The 20,837-nt window shown below is 66.8% G+C and carries 20 protein-coding genes; 10 read left to right on the top strand and 10 right to left on the bottom strand.

What is annotated here, in order from left to right:
• Positions 1 to 149: 149 nt before the first annotated feature.
• The 3 genes from N0B71_RS01500 to dinG all read right to left on the bottom strand — a co-directional run bounded on the left by N0B71_RS01500 (position 150) and on the right by dinG (position 6,041).
• Positions 150 to 1,295, bottom strand: coding sequence for a serine hydrolase domain-containing protein (locus tag N0B71_RS01500; protein ID WP_259756790.1), 1,146 nt, complete (start codon positions 1,293 to 1,295; stop codon positions 150 to 152).
• A 117-nt stretch (positions 1,296 to 1,412) separates the two neighbouring features.
• Positions 1,413 to 3,692 (bottom strand): beta-galactosidase, encoded by a 2,280-nt coding sequence (locus N0B71_RS01505; RefSeq protein WP_259756791.1) that lies wholly within the window; start codon positions 3,690 to 3,692, stop codon positions 1,413 to 1,415.
• Positions 3,693 to 3,896: 204 nt separating this feature from the next.
• Positions 3,897 to 6,041 carry an ATP-dependent DNA helicase DinG gene (gene dinG, locus N0B71_RS01510; protein ID WP_259756792.1) on the bottom strand — a complete coding sequence of 715 codons (2,145 nt, stop codon included), beginning with the start codon at positions 6,039 to 6,041 and terminating at the stop codon, positions 3,897 to 3,899.
• Between the two features lie 122 nt (positions 6,042 to 6,163).
• Here dinG and N0B71_RS01515 point away from each other — a divergent pair, with 122 nt between their 5' ends.
• Complete coding sequence (locus N0B71_RS01515) at positions 6,164 to 6,628, top strand: CopD family protein (protein WP_045209867.1); 465 nt, start codon at positions 6,164 to 6,166, stop codon at positions 6,626 to 6,628.
• A 63-nt stretch (positions 6,629 to 6,691) separates the two neighbouring features.
• Here the strand turns inward: N0B71_RS01515 and N0B71_RS01520 are convergent, their stop codons facing one another.
• The 3 genes from N0B71_RS01520 to N0B71_RS01530 all read right to left on the bottom strand — a co-directional run bounded on the left by N0B71_RS01520 (position 6,692) and on the right by N0B71_RS01530 (position 8,489).
• On the bottom strand, positions 6,692 to 7,456 hold the full coding sequence (locus N0B71_RS01520) for a collagen-like protein (RefSeq protein WP_259756794.1): 765 nt from the start codon (positions 7,454 to 7,456) through the stop codon (positions 6,692 to 6,694).
• Entirely contained in the window at positions 7,449 to 7,736 is a 288-nt protein-coding gene (locus N0B71_RS01525) for a DUF1145 domain-containing protein (RefSeq protein WP_259756796.1), read from the bottom strand. The genes N0B71_RS01520 and N0B71_RS01525 overlap by 8 nt, the downstream gene beginning before the upstream one ends.
• 120 nt (positions 7,737 to 7,856) lie before the next feature.
• Positions 7,857 to 8,489, bottom strand: coding sequence for an OmpA family protein (locus N0B71_RS01530; RefSeq protein ID WP_259756798.1), 633 nt, complete (start codon positions 8,487 to 8,489; stop codon positions 7,857 to 7,859).
• Positions 8,490 to 8,629: 140 nt separating this feature from the next.
• Between N0B71_RS01530 and N0B71_RS01535 the strand changes: the two genes are divergently transcribed.
• From N0B71_RS01535 to N0B71_RS01545, 3 genes are all read left to right on the top strand, one after another.
• The gene (locus N0B71_RS01535) at positions 8,630 to 9,118 is read left to right on the top strand and encodes a class I SAM-dependent methyltransferase (RefSeq protein ID WP_259756799.1); all 489 of its coding nucleotides are present in this window, start codon (positions 8,630 to 8,632) and stop codon (positions 9,116 to 9,118) included.
• Positions 9,119 to 9,120: 2 nt separating this feature from the next.
• Positions 9,121 to 9,594 carry a YchJ family protein gene (locus tag N0B71_RS01540; protein ID WP_259756801.1) on the top strand — a complete coding sequence of 158 codons (474 nt, stop codon included), beginning with the start codon at positions 9,121 to 9,123 and terminating at the stop codon, positions 9,592 to 9,594.
• A 123-nt stretch (positions 9,595 to 9,717) separates the two neighbouring features.
• Positions 9,718 to 10,344, top strand: a complete 627-nt coding sequence (locus tag N0B71_RS01545) for a trimeric intracellular cation channel family protein (RefSeq protein WP_236174736.1) — start codon at positions 9,718 to 9,720, stop codon at positions 10,342 to 10,344.
• Here N0B71_RS01545 and N0B71_RS01550 read toward each other — a convergent pair whose 3' ends face one another.
• The gene (locus N0B71_RS01550; RefSeq protein ID WP_259756804.1) at positions 10,345 to 10,878 is read right to left on the bottom strand and encodes a hypothetical protein; all 534 of its coding nucleotides are present in this window, start codon (positions 10,876 to 10,878) and stop codon (positions 10,345 to 10,347) included. It abuts the gene before it with no gap.
• A gap of 122 nt (positions 10,879 to 11,000) precedes the next feature.
• Here N0B71_RS01550 and N0B71_RS01555 point away from each other — a divergent pair, with 122 nt between their 5' ends.
• The 4 genes from N0B71_RS01555 (at position 11,001) to N0B71_RS01570 (ending at position 15,160) form a co-directional block, all read left to right on the top strand.
• A complete protein-coding gene (locus N0B71_RS01555; RefSeq protein WP_259756806.1) occupies positions 11,001 to 11,486 on the top strand; it encodes an LEA type 2 family protein in 486 nt (161 codons plus the stop codon).
• 8 nt (positions 11,487 to 11,494) lie between these two features.
• Complete coding sequence (locus N0B71_RS01560) at positions 11,495 to 11,695, top strand: SEC-C metal-binding domain-containing protein (protein WP_017521040.1); 201 nt, start codon at positions 11,495 to 11,497, stop codon at positions 11,693 to 11,695.
• Positions 11,696 to 11,879: 184 nt separating this feature from the next.
• Positions 11,880 to 14,420: a penicillin acylase family protein gene (locus tag N0B71_RS01565; RefSeq protein ID WP_259756808.1), complete on the top strand. Its 2,541-nt coding sequence runs from the start codon at positions 11,880 to 11,882 to the stop codon at positions 14,418 to 14,420.
• Between the two features lie 197 nt (positions 14,421 to 14,617).
• The gene (locus N0B71_RS01570) at positions 14,618 to 15,160 is read left to right on the top strand and encodes an ATP-binding protein (protein ID WP_259756809.1); all 543 of its coding nucleotides are present in this window, start codon (positions 14,618 to 14,620) and stop codon (positions 15,158 to 15,160) included.
• Positions 15,161 to 15,310: 150 nt separating this feature from the next.
• On the opposite strand, the gene dcd is transcribed toward N0B71_RS01570, so the two are convergent.
• From dcd to apbC, 3 genes are all read right to left on the bottom strand, one after another.
• Positions 15,311 to 15,877 carry a dCTP deaminase gene (dcd, locus tag N0B71_RS01575; protein WP_254471607.1) on the bottom strand — a complete coding sequence of 189 codons (567 nt, stop codon included), beginning with the start codon at positions 15,875 to 15,877 and terminating at the stop codon, positions 15,311 to 15,313.
• A gap of 96 nt (positions 15,878 to 15,973) precedes the next feature.
• On the bottom strand, positions 15,974 to 16,585 hold the full coding sequence (locus N0B71_RS01580; protein ID WP_259756811.1) for a hypothetical protein: 612 nt from the start codon (positions 16,583 to 16,585) through the stop codon (positions 15,974 to 15,976).
• Positions 16,586 to 16,600: 15 nt separating this feature from the next.
• On the bottom strand, positions 16,601 to 17,695 hold the full coding sequence (apbC, locus tag N0B71_RS01585) for an iron-sulfur cluster carrier protein ApbC (RefSeq protein WP_259756812.1): 1,095 nt from the start codon (positions 17,693 to 17,695) through the stop codon (positions 16,601 to 16,603).
• A gap of 286 nt (positions 17,696 to 17,981) precedes the next feature.
• Here apbC and metG point away from each other — a divergent pair, with 286 nt between their 5' ends.
• A complete protein-coding gene (gene metG / locus N0B71_RS01590; RefSeq protein WP_259756814.1) occupies positions 17,982 to 20,012 on the top strand; it encodes a methionine--tRNA ligase in 2,031 nt (676 codons plus the stop codon).
• Positions 20,013 to 20,043: 31 nt separating this feature from the next.
• Positions 20,044 to 20,835 (top strand): DUF4349 domain-containing protein, encoded by a 792-nt coding sequence (locus N0B71_RS01595; RefSeq protein WP_442964702.1) that lies wholly within the window; start codon positions 20,044 to 20,046, stop codon positions 20,833 to 20,835.
• The last annotated feature ends 2 nt before the right edge of the window (positions 20,836 to 20,837 follow it).

The following is a 20,837-nucleotide window of genomic DNA, read 5'->3' on the forward strand; positions in this document are numbered from 1 at the left end:
CTTACTCAGTTGGAACGAGATTTTAATCCCGAACTGACGAGCGGCGCATGCCTGCGCGCAGGAGAACGCCGTCACAGCTCGCAAGCGCGACGGCAAAAGCGGACGACCTTAAGAAGGTGCGGCGGGAGGAAGGTTCCTCCCGCTCGTCGCTACAGGCAGTCGCCGGCCAGGCGTGCCAGGCGCTGGGCGCGCGGGTCCATCAGCACATACGGGCCAAGGGTGTTGACGACGAAACCGAAGGCCAGCTCGCGTTCGGGGTCGGCGAAACCGATGGAGCCACCCGCCCCGGGATGCCCGAAGGCCTGCGGGCCGAGGCCGTAGGTGGCGTTGGCCACAGTCGGCTGGTCAAGCATGCAACCCAGACCGAAGCGCGTACAGGTCAACAATGTTCGATCCTCGCCAATGGCATGTTCGCGGGTCAGTTCGGCCAGCAGCGCGTCGTCCAGCAACCGGCCCTGCAGCAGGCCGCTGTAGAAACCGGCCAGCGAACGCGCATTGCCATGGCCGTTGGCCGCCGGCTGCGACATGCGCCGCCATTCCGGCTTGTTGGTGCTGGTGAGCACCGACGGCGGGTTGGTGAAGGCGCGGGTGGATAGCGCCGCGGCGTCGGTCATCATGGTGCGCAGCAGGCGTTGCGCGGCGGCGTCGCCCAGGTTGCCCTTGCCGCGGGCGATATGGGCCACGCGAGGGAACTCGGCGTCGTCCAGGCCGATGTGGAAGTCCAGGCCCAGCGGCCGGGCGGTGCGCGCCACGATGGCAGCGCCCGGCTCGCGGCCGTCGACGCGGCGGATCACCTCGCCGATCAGCCAGCCGTAGGTGATGGGCGCGTAGCCGTGCTCGGCGCCTGGCGTCCACCAGGGCGTTTCGGCGGCCAGCGCGGAGGTCATGGTCGTCCAGTCGTACAGCGCCTCGGGCGCCAGCGGCTCGCGAATTGCCGGCAGGCCGGCGCGATGGCTGAGCAGTTGGCGCACGGTGATGCCTTGCTTGCCGGCCTGCTCGAACTCCGGCCAGTAGCGCGCGACCGGGGCGTCGAGCTCCAGCCGGCCTTCACCCACCAGTTGCAGCGCGGCGACGGCGGCGAAGGTCTTGGTGCAGGAGAACAGGTTGAGCAGCGTGTCGGCCTGCCAGTCCTGCCCTGGTTCCTTGCCTGCCCTGCCGGCCCAGAGATCGACCACGGTCTCGCCGCCGACCTGGATGCACAGTGCCGCACCGCGCTCCTGCGGGTCCTCGAACAGCGCGCTGAACGCATCGGCAACGGGGGTGAAGCGCGGATCGCAGTGGCCGTTCAGGGTCATCTCAAGCTCCGAAAAAGCACAAGGGCGGGTGGCGCCATTCTTCCAGCGCACCCCGCCCCTGGGAACCCTGCCGAAGGCAGGGTGTGGTCTCACGAATGTCGGATCATCGCGGCGCCGTTACTGCGACGCCTGCTCTTCCTCACCGCCGTCATCGTTGGCGGGCGCCGGTTTCGGCGCGGGCTCCGGCGCCACCTTGGCCGCGGCGCGGGCCTGCTCGTCGATGCCCTTGAGCGTCTGCTGGTTAGCCTTGCGCACGGCATCGACGAAGCCGCCGAACGGCAGGTCGGTGATGCCGACCAGGCCGATATGGCCGTTCTCGCCATCGAGCAGGCGGCCGGTCGCCGGCTGGTCGAGGTACTGGAACCAGTGGGCACCGACGATATTCGGCGCCTTCGCCGCCTCGGCGAGGAAGCGCTGGTAGGCCTCGCCGCGCTGCTGCTCGTTGTATACCTCGGCCACGCCGCCCCAGAACGGCCCGCGGTCGCGGGAGCCGAAGTGGAACTCGGTGATCAGCACGGGCTTGTCCAGGCTGCGCACGTAGTCGGCATCGAAGCCCTGCTGCGGCAGCGGCACGTAGAGGTTGAAGCTGAGGATGTCGCAGTACTGCGCACAGGAGGCCAGGGCCTCCGGCGTGCTGACGGCGAAGCGCGGGCCGAGCAGCAGGTGGTTGGGCGCGTGCCACTGCAGCGAGTCCTTCAGCGTCTTGAAGTACTGGTCGGCATACAGGCGCAGGAAGGCGCTGTAGTCCTGGGCGATGGCCGGGTGCGCCTCGCTCGGCAGGGGCGCCTGGTAACCCGGCGCGTCGAGGTCTTCCCAGGAACCCAATTGCACGCCCCAGGCGTCAGCGAGGTGCTCGTGCTCCTGGTACTTGTCCTTGAGCTGCTTGATGAAGGCGCGCTTGGCCGGGCTGTCGGTGGACAGCTTGAGCGTGCCGAAGGCCAGGGCGAAGTGCGCCTGGGCATCATCGCCACGACCGGCCCAGGCCAGCTCGTTGTCGGCGTAGTAGCCCAGCAGCCAGGCATCCTCGCGGTGGTCGCGGGCAGCGATGGCGATGGCGCGCTCGGCAGCCATGGCGAAGCGCGGGTCGAACGGGTCGGGCATGGCGCCCCACCAGTCGTAGCCGGTGCTCACCGTGGCGTAATCGCCGCTGATGGACAGCGGCACGCTGTAGGGCAGGCGCGGATCGTCGGCGAAGGCCGGATCGCTCCAGTCGCCCAGGGTATTGAAGCCCCAGGAGCCGAGGCGCTGCACGGTGCGCTCGCGCCACGCGGCAGCGGCGGCGTCGCCGCTGAGGCCGCCGTCGGCGCGGAAGCGGTTGGCGGCGTAGAAGTCGAACCAGCGGCCATTGCCGAAGGCGCGGCCCTGCTGGGCGCCCACGCCGCTGCGGTCGTCGCGCTGGCCGTAGAAGGCGGCCAGCGGCTCGCCTTCTTTGGGCAGGCTGGCGAACATGTATTCGCGGCCTTCCACGTAGGTCTGGCTGCTGTCGGCGTTCACCGCGTTGACGCCCAGGGACCAGAACGAATGGCCCTCGGGTGTCACCAGCCACCAGCGGCCGTTGCGTTTTTCCGTGCGGAAGAAACCGGTGCCCTCGAAGGCCGGGCCGTCCAGCAGGCCGCCGAAGGCGTCCCGGCCGGGGGCGGGCTGCCACTTCCTGAGTTGCTCGCCTTCGGCTTTCCAGGCGCTGGCCAGTTGCTCGGCGCTCTTCACCTTCTCCGGCCAGTCGCTACGGGTGGATTGGCCGAAGCCGTCGACGATGCCGGTGTAGGCCTTGCGGTATTCGTCGTTGCCGGCGCGGGTGCCGAAGCGGCCGACGAGGATGTCCTGCGCCGCCTTGGGCGAGGTCAGGAACAGTTTCACCGCGCCGACCTGGCTGCGGTTCAGCTCGCCGGTGACCTTACTGGCCAGCAGCAGGCGCTGGCCGTCCTGGGTCACGGGCATCGGTACGCCGGCGCGCATGCCGAAGTCTTCCGGCGCGATGGCGTGCAGCGGGATCACCAGGGTCTGCGCCGGGCCTGGCGGCAGGGCGATGCTGGCGCGCAGGCCGGGGGCGCCGGCGACGCCTTCGATCTCCACTTCCAGGGTGATGGCCCAGTCCATGGCGTTCTGGATGCGCAGGCTGACGCTGTCGGCCTGGGACCAGTCCCAGCTGCCGTTGGACGGCGCCAGGCGCAGGGTCGGTTGCGGCGCCGGGTTGAAGTTCACCCGGCGCAGGATCTCGCCCTCGGGCGTGGCCTCGGCGGTGGCGCTGGGCAGGTCGGCGTTCTGCGTGGTCACCGTGACCACGGCCATCGGCTTGACGAAATTGAACAGGGTTTCATTGCCGCCAGCCGACCAGGCCGGGGCACTGGCGATGGCGAGGCTGAGCAGCAGAGGCAGATGCCAACGCGGAGCGATCATTTATCCTTGTCCTCACTACGCACCGCCAGCAGGCGGGCGCTGAATTCAACCAGGAAGCATTTTCCGCTCCGAACTCGAGGATCTTGCGAGCTAGAGCAGAACAAGGCGGAAGCTGGCCCGGAAGCGGAGTTTACACGCAGTAAATGAGCACTCCGGGCCAGCTTCCAACGCAGTTATGCCGACGCGCAGCTGATCGAACTCCGATCAAGCTATTTCACGGCGGAAAGGGGGGAGCGCGTTAAGAATGGCCTTGCCGTAGCGCTGCGTCACCACACGGCGATCGAGCAGCGTAATGGTGCCGCGGTCCTGCTCGGTGCGCAGCAGGCGGCCGCAGGCCTGCACCAGGCGCAGCGAAGCGTCGGGCACGGCGATCTCCATGAAGGGATTGCCGCCGCGCGCCTCGATCCATTCCGACAGCGCCGCCTCCACCGGGTCATCCGGCACGGCGAAGGGAATCTTGGCGATCACCACGTGCTCGCAATACGCACCGGGCAGGTCCACGCCTTCGGCGAAGCTGGCCAGGCCGAACAGCACGCTCGGTTCGCCATCGTCCACCCGCGCGCGGTGCTTGTTCAGGGTTTCCTGCTTGGACAGGTTGCCCTGGATCAGCACGCGCTTGCGCCAGTCGCGTTCCAGGCCGTCGAAGACTTCCTGCATCTGCTTGCGCGAGGCGAAGAGGATCAGCGAGCCGCGCGAACCTTCGACCATCGCCGGCAATTCGCGGATGATCGCCGCGGTATGGGCGGCGGCGTCGCGCGGGTCGGCCTTGAGGTCCGGCACGCGCAGCACGCCGGCATCGGCATGGTGGAACGGGCTCGGCACCACGGCGGTGACGGCGGCGCGCGGCAGGCCGGCGCGCATGCGGTAGCGGTCGAAGGTGCCCAGCGCGGTGAGCGTCGCGGAGGTCACCAGCACGCCGTAGGCCACGTTCCACAGGTTGCGGCGCAGGGTCTCGGCGGCGAGGATCGGGCTGGCGTTGGCCTCGATGTCGTAGAAGGTGCCGCTCTCGGCGAGGGTCAGCCAGCGCGCCATGGGCGGGCTGTCTTCCGGGTCCTCGCTGGTGAAGGCGGTCCACAGCTCCCAGTTGCCCTGGGCACGGGACAGCAGGCTGCCGAACAGCGGGTACCACTCTTCGGCCTGGTGGCTGGCGATGCCGACGCTGCCCTCCCCGTCCATGGCTTCCTTGAGCAACTCAGTCAGGCGGGTGAAGAGGTCGGTGAGCTTGGCGAACCCTTTCTTCAGTTCGATGCCCATCTCGCGGATGTGCTCGGGAACCACCCCGCCCTCGAAGCGATGGCGCGGCCGCTCGCGGCCCTCCATGTCCTCGCCGGCACGGAAGTCCCCGACCTCCTCGCAGGCGGTGAACATGAACTGCTGATGCGTGCGCAGCTCGCGGGCGAGTTCCGGCACCTGTTCGATCAGGCGGCCAAGGTCGCCCGGCAGCGGGTTCTGCGCCAGCAGCTTGGTCAGGTTCTTTTCCACCTGGCCCAGCCAGTCGGCGGTGGCGCGCAGGCGGGTGAAATGGGCGAAGTGGCCGATGGCCTTGTCCGGCAGGTGATGGCCTTCATCGAACACATAGATGGTGTCGCGCGGGTCCGGCAGGATCGCGCCGCCGCCCAGGGCCAGGTCGGCCAGCACCAGGTCATGGTTGGTGACGATCACGTCGACCTTGGTCATGCCCTCGCGCGCCTTGTAGAAGGCGCACTGCTGGAAGTTCGGGCAATGGCGGTTGGTGCACTGGCTGTGATCGGTGGTGACCTGGGCCCACTGTGCATCCTCGATGGCCTCCGGCCAGGAGTCGCGGTCGCCGTCCCAGCGGTTGCCCGCCAGGCGCTCGATCATCTGGTTGAACAGCTTGGTGGAGGTTTCGTCCACGTCGATGCGGAAACCTTCCTCCTCGAACAGCTGGGCAGTGGCGCTCTGCGCCTGGCCTTCCTGCAGCAGGTGGTCGAGCTTGGACAGGCACATGTAGCGCCCGCGCCCCTTGGCCAGGGCGAAACTGAACGACAGGCCGGAATTGCGCAGCAGGTCGGGCAGGTCCTTGTGGACGATCTGCTCCTGCAGGGCAACGGTGGCGGTGGCGACCACCAGGCGCTTGCCGGCGGCCTTGGCGCAGGCGATGGCGGCAAGGCTGTAGGCGACGGTCTTGCCGGTGCCGGTGCCGGCTTCCACGGCGACCACGGCGGCATCGCCCAGGCGATGGCCTTCCTCGTCGCTGGCGATGGTCCCCAGGACCTTGGCGACTTCGGCGATCATCAGGCGCTGGCCGTAGCGCGGCTTGAGTTCCTTGGCCTCGAGGAAGCGCGAGTAGGCGCCCTGGATCGTGGCCTTGAGTTCGGTGCTGAGCATGGACTTCCCGGGCCCCGGAGCGTGCCGCGAGGACACATCCGGATGCTGGATAAATTTTCAGTGGTTCGAATCGGCCGCTATGATAGCGCGCTTGACTTCAATCGCCAGCGGAGATCGTCCGAATGACACCCTTTGCCTTCGTCTATGCCCTGCACGTCCTGGCCGCCCTGGTCTGGGTCGGCGGCATGTTCTTCGCCTGGATGGTGCTGCGCCCGGCCGCCGTCGCCGCGCTGGAAGCTCCGCCGCGGCTGAAGCTGTGGCTGGAAGTGTTCCCGCGCTTCTTCCGCTGGGTGTGGGCGGCGGTGATCCTGCTGCCGGTCACCGGCGTGGGCATGCTGCACCTGAGCTTCAACGGCATGGCCGGCGCACCGCGCTACGTGCAGGTGATGATGGGGCTGTACGTGGCGATGCTCGCGCTGTTCCTGCGTATCCAGGCGCTGCAACTGCCGGAGCTGCGCCGCGCAGTGGGCGCCGAGGACTGGCCGGCCGGCGGCGCCGCGCTGGGCAAGATCCGCAAGACCGTGGGTCTGAACCTGCTGATCGGCATGGCGCTGGTGGCGTTCGTCGCCGCGCGCCCGCACTGGTAAGACCCGCACCGCAAAAAAAAGCCCGCCCGGTTGCCGGGCGGGCTTTTTTTCACGCACCGCGACTCAGAAGCGCTTCACTTCCAGGCGGCCATCGCTGCCCTTGGCACCTTCCGCACCGCCCTGACCTTCCGCGCCGGGCTTCTCGCCCGCCACCGAATAGAACCAGCAGCCCTTCTCGCTGCTGCGCGGTCCGGCCTTGCCGGACTTGCCGCCGGCACCGCCGGCTCCGCCTTCCAGGCGCACCTTGACCGTGGCCACATCGAACCGCTCGGGCACTTCCAGGCGCACCACGCCGCCGGCTGCGCCGGTCTGGCCGTTGCCGCCGTTCTGGCCGTCACCGGCGGATTTTCCGCTGCCCCACAGGCAACCGGAGGTCTGCGCACTGCCGCCGTCCAGGCCGTCATAACCCGGAGCGCCGACACCGCCGCGCACGTCGATCAGCAGGTTTTCCACCTGCACGTCCTGCAGCCGCAGCACCAGGTTGCGGCCACCGCTGGCGGGCTTTTCGAAGCTGCCGGAGCTGCCTTGCGCGGCGATCACGCTGCCGTCGGCCAGATGGCCGTGCTGCACGTCGATCTGCAGCGCCTCGTTGCCGGGGAACACGCCGATGCGCGCGTTCTTCGCCAGGTCCAGCTCGCCGATCTTCAGTTCCTTGACCCGCGACGGAATCAGCAGCGCGCCTTCCGGGCCGACGCTGATGCGGTCCAGGCTCAGGCTGTCGCCCTTCACCGGCAGACGCAACACGGTGTTGGCTTCCACCGACACGCTGCCGGCGGCAAAGCAGGCCAGCGGGGCGCACAGCGCCAGGCCCAGCAGCGACTTACGCATGGGTATCTCCTTCTACGGGGGCAGGGGCCGAGGGCGGCAGGGTAGCGAAGTGGAAGACGCCGAACAGCAGGATCTGCAGGCGGTCCATGCCCGGATGCGGGCGACCCTGCAGACGCTTGCGCAGCGCCACGACCTCGACGATGTGAATCAGCAGGATCAGCGCACCCGCCGCGTTGAGCAGCAGGGCGAAGGGATGTGCGAAGGGTTGGATCAGATTGGCCAGCACCGCCAGCCAGAACAACAGGGCAATCACCTTGCCCAGCCCCAACAACGCTTTCATGTAGTGCCCCCGTGTTTTTCTTTGCCGGGGAACATACGCCTCTGCCCCCGGCTATGCCAGTGGCAACCGGGAATGACAAAGGGGGCCACGAAGGCCCCCTCTGCACAGGTCACCCCGGACTTACTGGCGGGTGATCTTGATTTCCACGCGACGGTTCTCGGCGCGGCCTTCCTTGGTCTTGTTGTCCGCCACCGGCTGGCTTTCGCCATAACCGACGACCGACTTGATGCTGCTGGCAGGCACGCCGGCATCGACCAGGTAGTTGGACACGGCGTTCGCACGGCGCTCGGACAGTTTCTGGTTGTAGGCGTCGGTACCGATGCTGTCGGTATGGCCGCCAATGTTCAGCTCGGTAGTCGCGGCTTCGCCTTTGAGGCGGGTAGCGATGGTGTCGAGCTTGTCCTTGTCCTGCGCATCGATCTTCGACGAGTCGAAGGCGAAGTGCAGGTCACGCACCACGATGGTCTCTTCCTTGGGCAGCGGGGCCGGAGCAGGCTCAGGAGCCGGCGCAGGCGGCGGAACCTCGGCCACTTGTTCGGCGGCACCATGCACCCAGCAGTAGGACGCCCCCAGTACACCGCCAATCAGGGCTCCCCAACCCGCCCAGGCGCTGCTTTCGATGGAACCCAAACCTGCGCCACCGACACCGCCCACCACGGCACAGGTCGGCCAGTCGGACTTCTGCAACCCTGCGCAACCGGTGAGCAACGTGCTTACCAGCAGCAGGGGTAAAGCGGTCCTTGTGATGCTCATAAAGTTATGTCTCCTCTAATGATCGGGTCTTGACCGACAATTACCGAGTAAAGACGTGACTGACAGAATGCGCCAGCACTAGGCCATATGGGTGTCACACGCTAGTCTTCGTTCATTATTTTTTGCCTTCGACGAGCCCCATGATTTCGACACGCACGCCACAACAAGCCCTGGCCGCCCTGCTCGCTCGCTACGCACCGCAGCGCCTGCTGCTGGTGGGCGCCAGCCAGCTCCCGGCGGTGGACGCCTTCCTCGCGGCGCATCCGGATTGTGAGCTGTTTCACGCCGACGCCGGCGCCCTGCCGGCGGAACTGGCCGGCCAGCGCTACGACCTCGCGCTGCTGGCCGACTGCCTGGAGCACCTGCCGCGCCGCGAGGCGCAGCAACTGGTGGGCGGCATCCGCAACCTCAACAGCAGCCGCGTGGCGGTGCTGGTCGACCTCGACGCCGCCCAGGCGCAGGATGCGGACTTCTACGCCCTGGCCATGCAGGCCAGCGAGCGCTTCCAGCGCGACACGCAGGTGATCACGCTGTTCACCTACGATCTGCACGAATACAAACAGGTCCCGGACTGGCTCAATGCGAAGTTCTGGGCCAACCCGCAAAACTTCGGCAAGTACTGGTGGTGACCATGATCGAACCGACCTGCCCGTGCGGCAGCGGCCGGCCGTTGCCCGACTGCTGCGGGCGCTTCCACGCCGGCATCGCCGCACCCACCGCCGAGGCACTGATGCGCTCGCGCTACAGCGCCTACGCGCTGGGCCTGGTGGATTACCTGAAGGACACTACCCTGCCCGCCCAGCAGCAGGGCCTGGACCTGGACGCGATCCGCACCTGGAGCCTGGGTAGCACCTGGCTGGGCCTGGAGGTGGAAAGCCACGAAGTGCTCGGCGGCCAGCCCGAACATGCGCGGGTGACCTTCGTCGCGCGCTGGCATGACGCCGGCGGCGAGCACAGCCATCGCGAATGCTCCGGCTTCGTCCAGCGCGACGGCCGCTGGTATTTCCTCGACCCCACCGTGCCGATGAAGCTGGGGCGCAACGACCCGTGCCCCTGCGGCGCCGGTGGCAAGCTGAAGAAGTGCTGCGGTCCCTGGATTGAGTAGCACAGCCTCGAGTGAGGCGCCGACTCGCAGCACTTGGGGGCGTTCGGTGTCTGGGCTAGAATCCGCGCTTTTTTCCGGGGCGGCGGTACTTCGCCGCACCGGCTACTCCTGCCGGACCTCGCCATGCTGCTGACCGTTCTCTACATCATCGCCATCACCGCCGAAGCCATGACCGGCGCGCTGTCCGCCGGCCGGCGCAGCATGGACCTGTTCGGCGTGGTGCTGGTGGCCTGCGTCACCGCCCTGGGCGGCGGTTCGGTGCGCGACATGCTCCTGGGCCACTACCCGCTGACCTGGGTGCGCCACCCGGAGTACCTGGCGCTCACCGCCGGCGCCGCGCTGGTCACGGTATTCATCGCCCCGCTGATGCGTCACCTGCGCTCGATGTTCCTCGCGCTGGACGCCGTGGGCCTGGTGGCTTTCACCCTGATCGGCTGCCAGGTCAGCCTGGAGATGGGCCACAGCCTGCTGATCGCCGCGGTCAGCGGCGTGATCACCGGGGTCTTCGGCGGCATCCTGCGGGACATCTTCTGCAACGACGTGCCGCTGATCTTCCGCCGCGAGCTGTACGCCAGCGTGTCCTTCGCCAGCGCCTGGTGCTACCTGATCTGCCTGCAGATCGACCTGCCCAAGGAGCAGGCGATGCTGATCACCCTGTTCGCCGGCTTCCTGTTCCGCATGCTGGCGATCCGCTTCCGCTGGGAAATGCCCAAGTTCGTCTACCAGGACGACCCGCACCAGGGCGACTGATCACTCCGCGAGTTTCAGGTGGCTGGTGTCCGGCGCGGGCTTCGCGGGCTCGGGCTTGGCCTGGCCCATGTCGCTGCCCACCGGGGCGACGCTGAACTGGCTGAGGTCCACCCGCGGCGCCTGGGCCTTGGGTTTTTCGTCCTGCAGGTCGGCGCCCACCGGCGCGAGGCCGAAGTCCGGCGCATCCACCTCGGCGAACGCCGCCATGTAGCCGTCACGCGGCGCCACGTTCAGGCGTCCCGGCGCAGCCGGCGGCGCGGGTTCGGCCGGCGGCGGCGGGGCCAGCTCGATTTCCTCGATCGGCGCGTCCATGTCGACCACGTCGACGACGGCGCCGGCACGCTCGATCACACTGCGGTACTTTTCCGCCGCCTCCGCGTCGAGGTTGTTCTTGATCACCATGCGGCGGCCGGAGAACAGCAGCTCGATGCGCTGGGCGTCGGCCTGGAACAGCCTGGCCAGGTTGGCTTTCACCGTGTCGAGCTGAGCACCGGGAACGGTTCGTCCCGAGAAGGCAATCTCATAGCGACTCATCTTCACTCTCCTGGGTTAACCCGCCGGTTACATTCGGCCAGTATGGTGCAGCTTCTTTTAACGTAACAACAACTTGCGGCCGAGCAGGTGCTTGGTACACTGGGGCGTCTTGAGGGGTAGACATGAATTATCAGGCGCAAATGATAAGAATTTTCAGCCTGTTCTGGCTGTTCAGCCTCGTCTCCGGCTGCGGCTGGATGTCAGGCAATTTCGAGCAACCCGACGTGAAGCTGCAGAAAGTCGACGTCGTGAAAGCTCGCTTGCTGGAGCAGGAATTCGTCCTGCATTTCCGCATCGACAACCCGAACGACTTCAGCCTTCCGGTTCGCGGCCTGGCCTACAAGGTCAAGCTGAACGATATCGACCTGGCCGAGGGCGAGTCGAATAACTGGTTCACGGTGCCGGCCAATGGTTACGAGACCTTCGAAGTCCCGGTGACCACCAACCTGTGGCGGCACATGAAGTACATCGTCAAGCTGCTGGAAAATCCCGACAAGCCGATCCGCTATCGCCTCGACGGCGAAGTGAAGACCGGCCTGCTGTTCGGACAGAGCGTGCACATCGCCCGCAATGGCGAGATAATTCCCGGCGATTTCATCCCCGAGTGAGCGTCACCATGAGCCAGGAACCCCACGTACACGGTCCGAACTGCAACCACGACCACGATCATGACCACCACCATGACCACGGTCACGTGCACGGCCCGCACTGCAACCACAGCCACGAGCCGGTGCGCAACCCGCTCAAGGACGTGGGCCGCAACGATCCTTGCCCCTGCGGCAGCGGCAGCAAGTACAAGAAGTGCCACGGCGCCTGACCCAGGCTTGCGGCACCGCGAAGAAGGCCCGCCGAGCGCGGGCCTTCTGCTGTCCGGCCCAGTTGTTCGTCGGCTGCTGAAAATCCCGCCGCGCGTGGCTTGCACAGCAATCCTCGGCTCACTAACGTAGCGCCCTTCAAGCGACCACCTTTTCCAGCGACATCTTGTGCAGGAGCACATCCCCATGGCCCCGCGAGCCTTCCGCCGGCTTCCCAGCTTCGGCCTTGCCGCCACCCTCAGCGCCGCTGTCAGCCTCACCGGTTGCCAGGGCTGGCTCAATGACCGCTACGCAGGCAGCCTGCCGCCAACCTACGGCGTGCAGCCGATCAAGGGCCTGGCGGACAACGTGTCGATCCGCCGCAACAGCCTGGGGATGCCGCTGATCGAGACCAGCACCTTCCACGATGCGCTCTTCACCCTGGGCTATGTGCACGCCACCGACCGCATCAGCCAGATGGTCGGCCTGCGCCTCATGGCCCAAGGGCGCCTGTCCGAGATGGTCGGCCCCGGCGCGCTGGAAACCGACCGGTTCATGCGCACGGTGAACCTGAAGAAGGCCGCCGATTCACTCTATGCCGGCGCCTCGCCGCGTCTGAAGCGCTTCTTCGAGACCTACGCGCGCGGCGTCAACGCCTACCTGTACCGCTACCGCGACAAGCTGCCGATGGACCTGGCCGAGTCCGGCTACCGTCCCGAGTACTGGAAACCGGAAGACTCCGCGCTGGTCTTCAGCCTGCTGAACTTCGGCCTGGCGGTGAACCTGCAGGAAGAGATCGCCTCCCTGGTGCTCGCGCAAAAAGTGGGCGCCGACAAGCTGCCCTGGCTGACGCCGATCTACCCGGACGAAGCGCTGCCCTTCGAGGAAGCCGAGAAGCTCAAGGGCCTGCGCCTGGACGGCAGGATCGCCGGCCTCGACGCCCTGGACCGCGCCGCCGGCCAGGTCGCCTCGCTGCAAATGATGGGCGTCGCCGCATCCAACAACTGGGCCATCGCCCCGCAGCGCACGCGCAGCGGCAAGAGCATCCTGGCCAATGACACCCACCTGCCGCTGTCCATGCCCTCGGTGTGGAACTACGTGCAGATCCGCTCGCCCAAATACAACGCCGCGGGCGTCTCCATCGCCGGGGTGCCGGGCGTGGTCGCCGGCTTCAACGGCAAGCTGGCCTGGGGCATGACCATGGTCATGGGCGACAACCAGGACCTCTTCCTCGAACAGGTGAAGCGCCAGGGCAACAAGCTCTACTACCTCGCCGACGGCCAGTGGAAACCGGCCATCGAGCGCAACGAGACCTTCTTCATCAAGGGCCGGAGCCCGGTCCGCGAGGTGATCTACGAAACCCGCCACGGCCCGCTGCTCAACAGCGCGCTGGGCGAGCGCAAGCACGACCTGCAGCCGCTGCCGCTGTCCAGCGGCTACGGCATCGCCTACCAGAGCATCCAGGGCGAGACCGACCGCACCCTCGACGCCTTCTTCGACCTGTCCCGGGCGAAGAACGTCGAGCAGGCCTTCGACGCCACTCGCGACGTGCGCGCGATGGCGCTGAACATCGTGTTCGCCGACGAGAAGCACATCGGCTGGCAGGTCACCGGACGCTTCCCCAACCGCAAGGAAGGCCGCGGCCTACTGCCCTCCCCCGGCTGGGACGGACGCTACGACTGGGACGGCTACGCCGACCCGATCCTCCACCCCTCCGACCAAGACCCGGCGCAGGGCTGGCTGGGCACTGCCAACCACCGCAGCGTGCAGCCGGGCTACGGCGCGCAGCTGTCCAGTTCCTGGTACTACCCCGAGCGCTACGAGCGCATCGCCCAGCTCGCCGGCGCCAGCAAGAGCCACGACTACCGCAGCATGATCGCCATGCAGTACGACCAGACCACGCCGTTCGCCGGCAAGCTGCAGGCGATGCTGGACGCACCGGGCATGGCGCAGCCGCTGAAGAAGGCCATCGACGCCCTGCCCGCCGACCAGCGCGCACGCGCCCGTGAGGCGCTGGACCGGATCATGGCGTTCGACGGCAAGCTCTCGGCCACCTCCGGCGACGCCGCGCTTTACGAAGCCTTCCTGCAGGAAAGCACCAAGCAGATCTTCCTGGACGAACTGGGCCCGGAAGACAGCCCGTCCTGGAAAGCCTTCGTCGAGACCGCCAACCTGTCCTACTCGGCCCAGGCCGACCACCTGCTGGGCCGCGACGACAGCCCGTTCTGGGATGACACCCGCACCCCGCAGAAGGAAGACAAGCCGGCGATCCTCGCCCGCAGCCTGGCCGCCGCCACCGCCTTCTGCGAGCAGAAGCTGGGCAGCGACCGCCGCGCCTGGCAGTGGGGCAAGCTGCACACCTACGAGTGGCTCAGCGACAGCACCAAGATGGCGCCGAACCTCAGCGCCGGCGACCGCGCCAGCCTGGGCGCGATCAAGGGCTACCTGGACCGCGGCCCCTACCCGGCCGGCGGCGACCACAGCACGTTGAACGTCTCGGCCTACCACTGGGGCCAGGACTTCAATACCTGGCTGATCCCGGCCATGCGGATCGTCGTCGACTTCGGGCAGAGCGAACCGATGATCGGCCTCAACAGCAGCGGCCAGTCCGGCAACCCGGCCAGCCCGCACTACGCCGACGGCATCGACGCCTGGCTGAAGGGCAACTACATGAGTTTCCCCTTCCAGTCGCAGAACCTGGAGAAGGTCTACGGCGTGAAACGCCTGACGCTGGTGCCGGAAAAGTGATGATCTGAAAAATATTTCTCCGGGGTTGGGAACTTGCTTCCCGCCCCGGAATCAGATTTGTCGACTTACTCCATGATCATATTCAGGCACCCTCTGGGTGCCTTTCTTTTTTCCCGCTCCGCACCCGCTGCACCACCCCTCGCACGAACTCTCCTCCGGACGGTACTCCCGCATCCTTCTACCCAGGAGTCTTCGCCATGTCCGAATCCCTTATCGTCCTCACTGGCGGCCCAGGCGCCGGCAAGAGCACCTTGCTCGACCACCTGCGCCAGCATCACGGCCTCAACGTCGTCCCGGAAGGCGGCCGCGCCATCATCCGCGAGCAAGTCGCTCGTGGCGGCGACGCCCTGCCGTGGGCCAACCGGGAGGCTTTCTGCCAGGCGATGTTCGAGCACGCGCTGGCGACGCGCGAGACGGCGCTCGACGCCGGTGGCGTGTGGCTGTTCGATCGGGGCTTGCCGGATGTGCTGGGCTACGCGCGGCTCTGCGGACTGGCGCCCCCGGAACGCCTGGAATGCGCGGCGCGGGAGCAGCGCTATAGGGCTACCGTCTTTCTCGCCCCCGCCTGGGAAGCCATCTACCGCAACGACGCCGAACGCCGGCAGGACTTCGCCGAGGCGCAGCGCACCGCGGCGGTGATGGCCGAGGTGTACGAAGAGCTGGGCTACCGCGTGCTGGAGCTACCTCTGGGCAGCCTGGAGGAGCGGGCGACGTTCATCCTGGCGCGGATCCCCGTGTAGGAGCGAGCTTGCTCGCGAACGGCGCTTGCCGGTGAGCACTGTGCCGTTGCGTTCGCGAGCAAGCTCGCTCCCACAGAAACCGACGGTTGCCGCGGACGACGGACAATAAAAAACCGGGCCTTGGCCCGGTTTTCCACAGCAGCAGCGCGATCAGGCCTTGGGCAGGGTGACGCCGGTCTGGCCCTGGTACTTGCCGCCGCGATCGCGGTACGACACTTCGCAGGCTTCGTCCGACTGCAGGAACAGCATCTGCGCCACGCCTTCGTTGGCGTAGATTTTCGCCGGCAGGTTGGTGGTGTTGGAGAATTCCAGCGTCACGTGGCCTTCCCATTCCGGTTCCAGCGGGGTCACGTTGACGATGATGCCGCAGCGCGCGTAGGTGCTCTTGCCCAGGCAGATGGTCAGTACGTCGCGCGGGATGCGGAAGTATTCGACGGTGCGGGCCAGGGCGAAGGAGTTCGGCGGGATGATGCAGACGTCGCTGTTGATGTCCACGAAGCTCTTCTCGTCGAAGTTCTTCGGGTCCACCACGGCGGAGTGGATATTGGTGAACACCTTGAATTCGGCGGCGCAGCGCACGTCGTAGCCGTAGCTGGAAACGCCGTAGGAAATCACCCGGCTGTCATCGGCACCACGAATCTGGCGCTCGACGAACGGCTCGATCATGCCGTGTTCCTGAGCCATGCGGCGAATCCACTTGTCCGATTTGATGCTCATGGCGGGTGTCCTGTGCGGCGGTTGAAAAAAGAAGGCGAATCTTACCGGGGCCGGCCCTTTCGGGCAAAGGGCCGGCGGTCACACGCTGGCGCCCGCTCAGGGATGCCAGGTCGTGCGCAGCCTGCGCTGGTCCACCGAGAAACGCAGCCAGTCCTCGGCATAGCCGTCGGCGCAGTCGCACTCCGCACCGGGCACGGCCTCGCGCACAAGGCGCAGGTCGACGCCCGCGGGCGACTGGCGCAGCACCAGGCTGGCGGTCTTCAGCAGGCCTTCCACGGCGCCCGGGTCGCCCAGGCGCTTGTCCAGCACCTGCAGGGTGGCGAGGTCGAGCAGCAGCGCATCCACCACCAGCAGGCCGGGACGGTTGTCACGCACCAGGAGCAGCAGGCCGAGCCCGTTGCCCATGTCCAGCAGCGGCACCGGGTCGCAGGCGCTCGGCGGGCTGCCGAGCAGGCCGGTGGCGTGGTAGAGGGCGGGCGGTAGCGGCAGCGCCACGCTAGAGCCATCGGCGCGGCGCGCCTGCACGGCCATGTCGTCCTCGAAGGCATCGCCCGAGGCGGAGCGGAAGTCCAGGGTCACCGGCTGGCCGCCGATCACGCACTGGGCCTGCCAGTTGGCGCCCTCGTCTTCGCCCCGGGCAGCGGAGCCAGCAAGGCCCAGGCAAGCCGCCAGCAGCCAGCCGGCGGCGCGTTTCGCATCCTTGCGCATGGTGCTCCCTGCGGTTCAGTCGTCGCTGATGGAGATGTTCGGCAGGTCCGGCGCAGCCTTCTCGCTCAGGGCGATGCGGGCGCCGACGCAGCGCGCCATTTCCTGGTAGATCATCGCCAGCTGGCTTTCCGGGTCGGCGATCACGGTGGGCTTGCCGCCGTCGGCCTGCATGCGGATGGCCATGGACAGCGGCAGCGACGCCAGCAGCTCGACGCCGTACTGCGCGGCCAGCTTCTCGCCGCCGCCTTCGCCGAACAGGTGCTCGGCATGGCCACAGTTGGAGCAGATGTGCACGGCCATGTTCTCCACCACGCCCAGCACGGGGATGTTGACCTTGCGGAACATCTCCACGCCCTTCTTGGCGTCCAGCAGGGCCAGGTCCTGCGGGGTGGTGACGATCACCGAGCCGGCCACAGGGACTTTCTGCGCCAGGGTCAGCTGGATGTCGCCGGTGCCCGGCGGCATGTCGATGACCAGGTAGTCCAGGTCGTTCCAGGCGGTCTGGGTGATCAGTTGCAGCAGCGCGCCGGATACCATCGGGCCGCGCCAAACCACCGGGGTGTTGTCGTCGGTGAGGAAGGCCATGGACATGACTTCCACGCCGTGAGCCTGCAGCGGGACGAACCACTTCTGCTCGCGGATCTGCGGGCGGGTGCCCTCGGGGATGCCGAACATGATGCCCTGGCTCGGCCCATAGATGTCGGCGTCGAGGATGCCCACCTTGGCGCCTTCACGGGCCAGCGCCAGCGCGAGGTTGGCGGCGGTGGTGGACTTGCCCACGCCGCCCTTGCCGGAGGCCACGGCGATGATGTTCTTGACGTTGCTCATGCCCGGCACCTGGGCCTGGGCCTTGTGCGCCGCTATGTGGATCTCCACCTTGACCTGGGCGGAGTCGACGCCGTCCAGCGCTTCCAGCGCCATCTGCACGGTCTGCGCCAGGCCGTTCTTGAACAGGCCGGCGGCGTAGCCCAGCTCCAGGGTCAGCGCGACGCGCCCGCCCTGGATGTCCAGCTCGCGCAGGTAGCCGGCGTCCAGCAGGTTCTGGCCGGTGTGGGGGTCATTGATCTGGCGGAGAAGGTTTTCCACCGTGGCTCGGTTGGCGGCGCCCATGGGTACTCCCGATGAAAGACTGAGCAGAATGGGCGGGTATCTTACGCCTGTCGCCGCGGCCTTGCTCGGGTCATCGGGTGGAAGCCGGGTTCGCGAGCAAGCTCGCTCCTACGAAGAGCGCCAACTCTGCATGAACCTGTAGGAGCGAGCTTGCTCGCGAACAGCCCGAGCGCCTGATGCTCAAAGGTGAATTTGCCCCTACAGCCAAGCGGCCCACGGATGAAAATTTCCCCTCGCCCCTATATAGTTGCCGATTCCCTCGTTTTAACCGGAACGGCCGATCATCATGTCCGAAGCCCGCAAGATCCTCGTCACCAGCGCCCTGCCCTACGCCAATGGTTCGATCCACCTGGGTCACATGCTGGAGTACATCCAGACCGACATCTGGGTGCGCTTCCAGAAGATGCGTGGCAACCAGGCGGTGTACGTGTGCGCGGACGATGCCCACGGCTCGGCCATCATGCTGCGCGCCGAGCGCGAAGGCATCACCTCCGAGCAGCTGATCGACGGCGTGCGCGCCGAGCACATGGCCGACTTCGCCGACTTCATGGTCGACTTCGACAACTACCACTCGACCCACTCGGACGAGAACCGCGAGCTGTCCTCGGCCATCTACCTGAAGCTGCGCGAGGCCGGCCACATCGCCACCCGTCCGGTGACCCAGTACTTCGACCCGGAAAAGCAGATGTTCCTGGCCGACCGCTTCATCAAGGGCACCTGCCCGAAGTGCGGCACCGCCGACCAGTACGGCGACAACTGCGAAGCCTGCGGCGCGACCTACTCGCCCACCGAGCTGAAGGACCCGAAATCGGCGATTTCCGGCGCCACCCCGGTGCTCAAGGAGTCGCTGCACTACTTCTTCAAGCTGCCTGACTTCCAGGAAATGCTGCAGCAGTGGACCCGCAGCGGCACCCTGCAGGACTCGGTGGCCAACAAGCTCGCCGAGTGGCTGGATGCCGGCCTGCAGGAGTGGGACATCTCCCGCGACGCGCCCTACTTCGGCTTCGAGATCCCGGACGCGCCGGGCAAGTATTTCTACGTCTGGCTGGACGCGCCGATCGGCTACATGGCCAGCTTCAAGAACCTCTGCGCCCGCCGTCCGGAGCTGGACTTCGACGCCTACTGGCAGCAGGGCTCCGACGCCGAGCTGTACCACTTCATCGGCAAGGACATCGTGAACTTCCACGCGCTGTTCTGGCCGGCCATGCTCGAAGGCGCCGGCTACCGCAAGCCGACCGCGCTGAACGTGCACGGCTACCTGACCGTCAACGGCCAGAAGATGTCCAAGTCCCGCGGCACCTTCGTCAAGGCGCGCACCTACCTGGACCACCTGGACCCGGAATACCTGCGCTACTACTACGCCTCCAAGCTGGGCCGCGGCGTGGACGACCTCGACCTGAACCTCGAGGACTTCGTGCAGAAGGTCAACTCCGACCTGGTCGGCAAGGTGGTCAACATCGCCAGCCGTTGCGCTGGTTTCATCCATAAACTGAACGGCGGAAAGCTGGCAGTTGGCTTCCCCGATACTCAACTCGATAAGCAGTTTGTAGAAGCAGCTCCCAGCATCGCAGATGCCTATGAGAAGCGTGACTTTGGGCGAGCGATGAGAGAAATCATGGCATTGGCAGATGTGGCAAACGCGTATGTAGCTGAGAAAGCACCTTGGGCATTGGCCAAGGCTGGATCAGACGCGCTGGCGGTTGGAGTCTGCACGACCGCCATCAATCTGTTTAGGCAATTGATTGTGTTCCTCAAGCCGGTACTCCCGAATTTAGCCAAAGCATCCGAGGAGTTCCTGAATATCGCCCCGCTAGCTTGGGATGACCACAAGACCATCTTGCTGAACCACCAACTGAACCCGTTCAACCCGCTGATGACCCGTATCGAGCCCGCGAAAATCGAAGCCATGATCGAAGCCTCCAAGGAAGACCTCGCCGCCGCCAACCAGCCCAAGGGCAATGGCGAACTGACCAAGGACCCGCTGGCCGCGGAAATCAACTTCGACGCCTTCGCCGCCGTCGACCTGCGCATCGCGCTGATCGAGAAGTGCGAGTTCGTCGAGGGCGCCGACAAGCTGCTGCGCCTGTCCCTGGACATCGGCGACGAGAAACGCAACGTGTTCTCGGGCATCAAGAGCGCCTACCCGGACCCGAGCAAGCTCGAAGGCCGCCTGACCCTGTACGTGGCCAACCTGGCCCCGCGCAAGATGAAGTTCGGCGTCTCCGAAGGCATGGTCCTGGCTGCCGGCCCCGGCGGCGAAGAGATCTACCTGCTCAGCCCGGACAGCGGCGCCAAGCCGGGCCAGCGCGTCAAGTAAGCATCGAACGGCAAGGAGGCCAACGATGAAACTGCACCACTGGGCAGCGCTCGCCCTGAGCGCCGCCCTCGCCGGCTGCGGCGCTCCCTCGGAGCACGGTGCCGGTTCCGGCGCCGCTTTCCAGGGGGAAGCGGCGAAAGCCGGATCCTTCCTCGCCTATGAACACCAGGTCGGCATCCGCCTGGCCAGCGAGCGCATCGACGCGCAACTGGCCGCCTCCCGCGACGCCTGCACCCAGGACCGCTTCGGCCCGTGCGAGCTGATCGCCATCGAGCAGAGCGGCGACAGCCAGGGGCGCAACGCACAGCTGGTGGTGCGCATCGTTCCGGACGGCGTGGAAAAACTCGTTGCCCTCGCCGCAACTGGTGGACAGCTGCAGCGCCGCAGCACCCGCGCCGAGGACCTCGCCCAGGCCGTCAGCGACACCCAGCAGCTGCGCGACCGGCTGGAGCGCGAGTACCAGACCCTGCAGGGTTTCCAGGGCCGCAAGGACATGAGCGTCAGCGACCTGCTGGCCCTGGCCAAGGCCACCGCCGAGGTCGAGCAGCAACTGCACGCCGCCCGCCAGGACGCGGCCCAGCAGCAACGACGCATCGCCACCAACCTGCTGACCCTGGACTTCTCCAGCGACTACCAGCCCACCGGACGCTGGTCGCGCATTGGCGAAGCCTTCGGCCATTCACTGGACGAACTCACCGACGGCACCGTCAACGCCATCCAGGTGGCCGCCTTCGGCCTGCCGCTGCTGGTGGTGGTGCTGATCGCCGCCCTGATCCTGCGCTGGCTCTGGCGCAAACTCGGCACCCGACGCGCCGCGAACTGACC

The organism is Pseudomonas sp. GCEP-101, from assembly GCF_025133575.1.
Classification (GTDB): domain Bacteria; phylum Pseudomonadota; class Gammaproteobacteria; order Pseudomonadales; family Pseudomonadaceae; genus Pseudomonas; species Pseudomonas nitroreducens_B.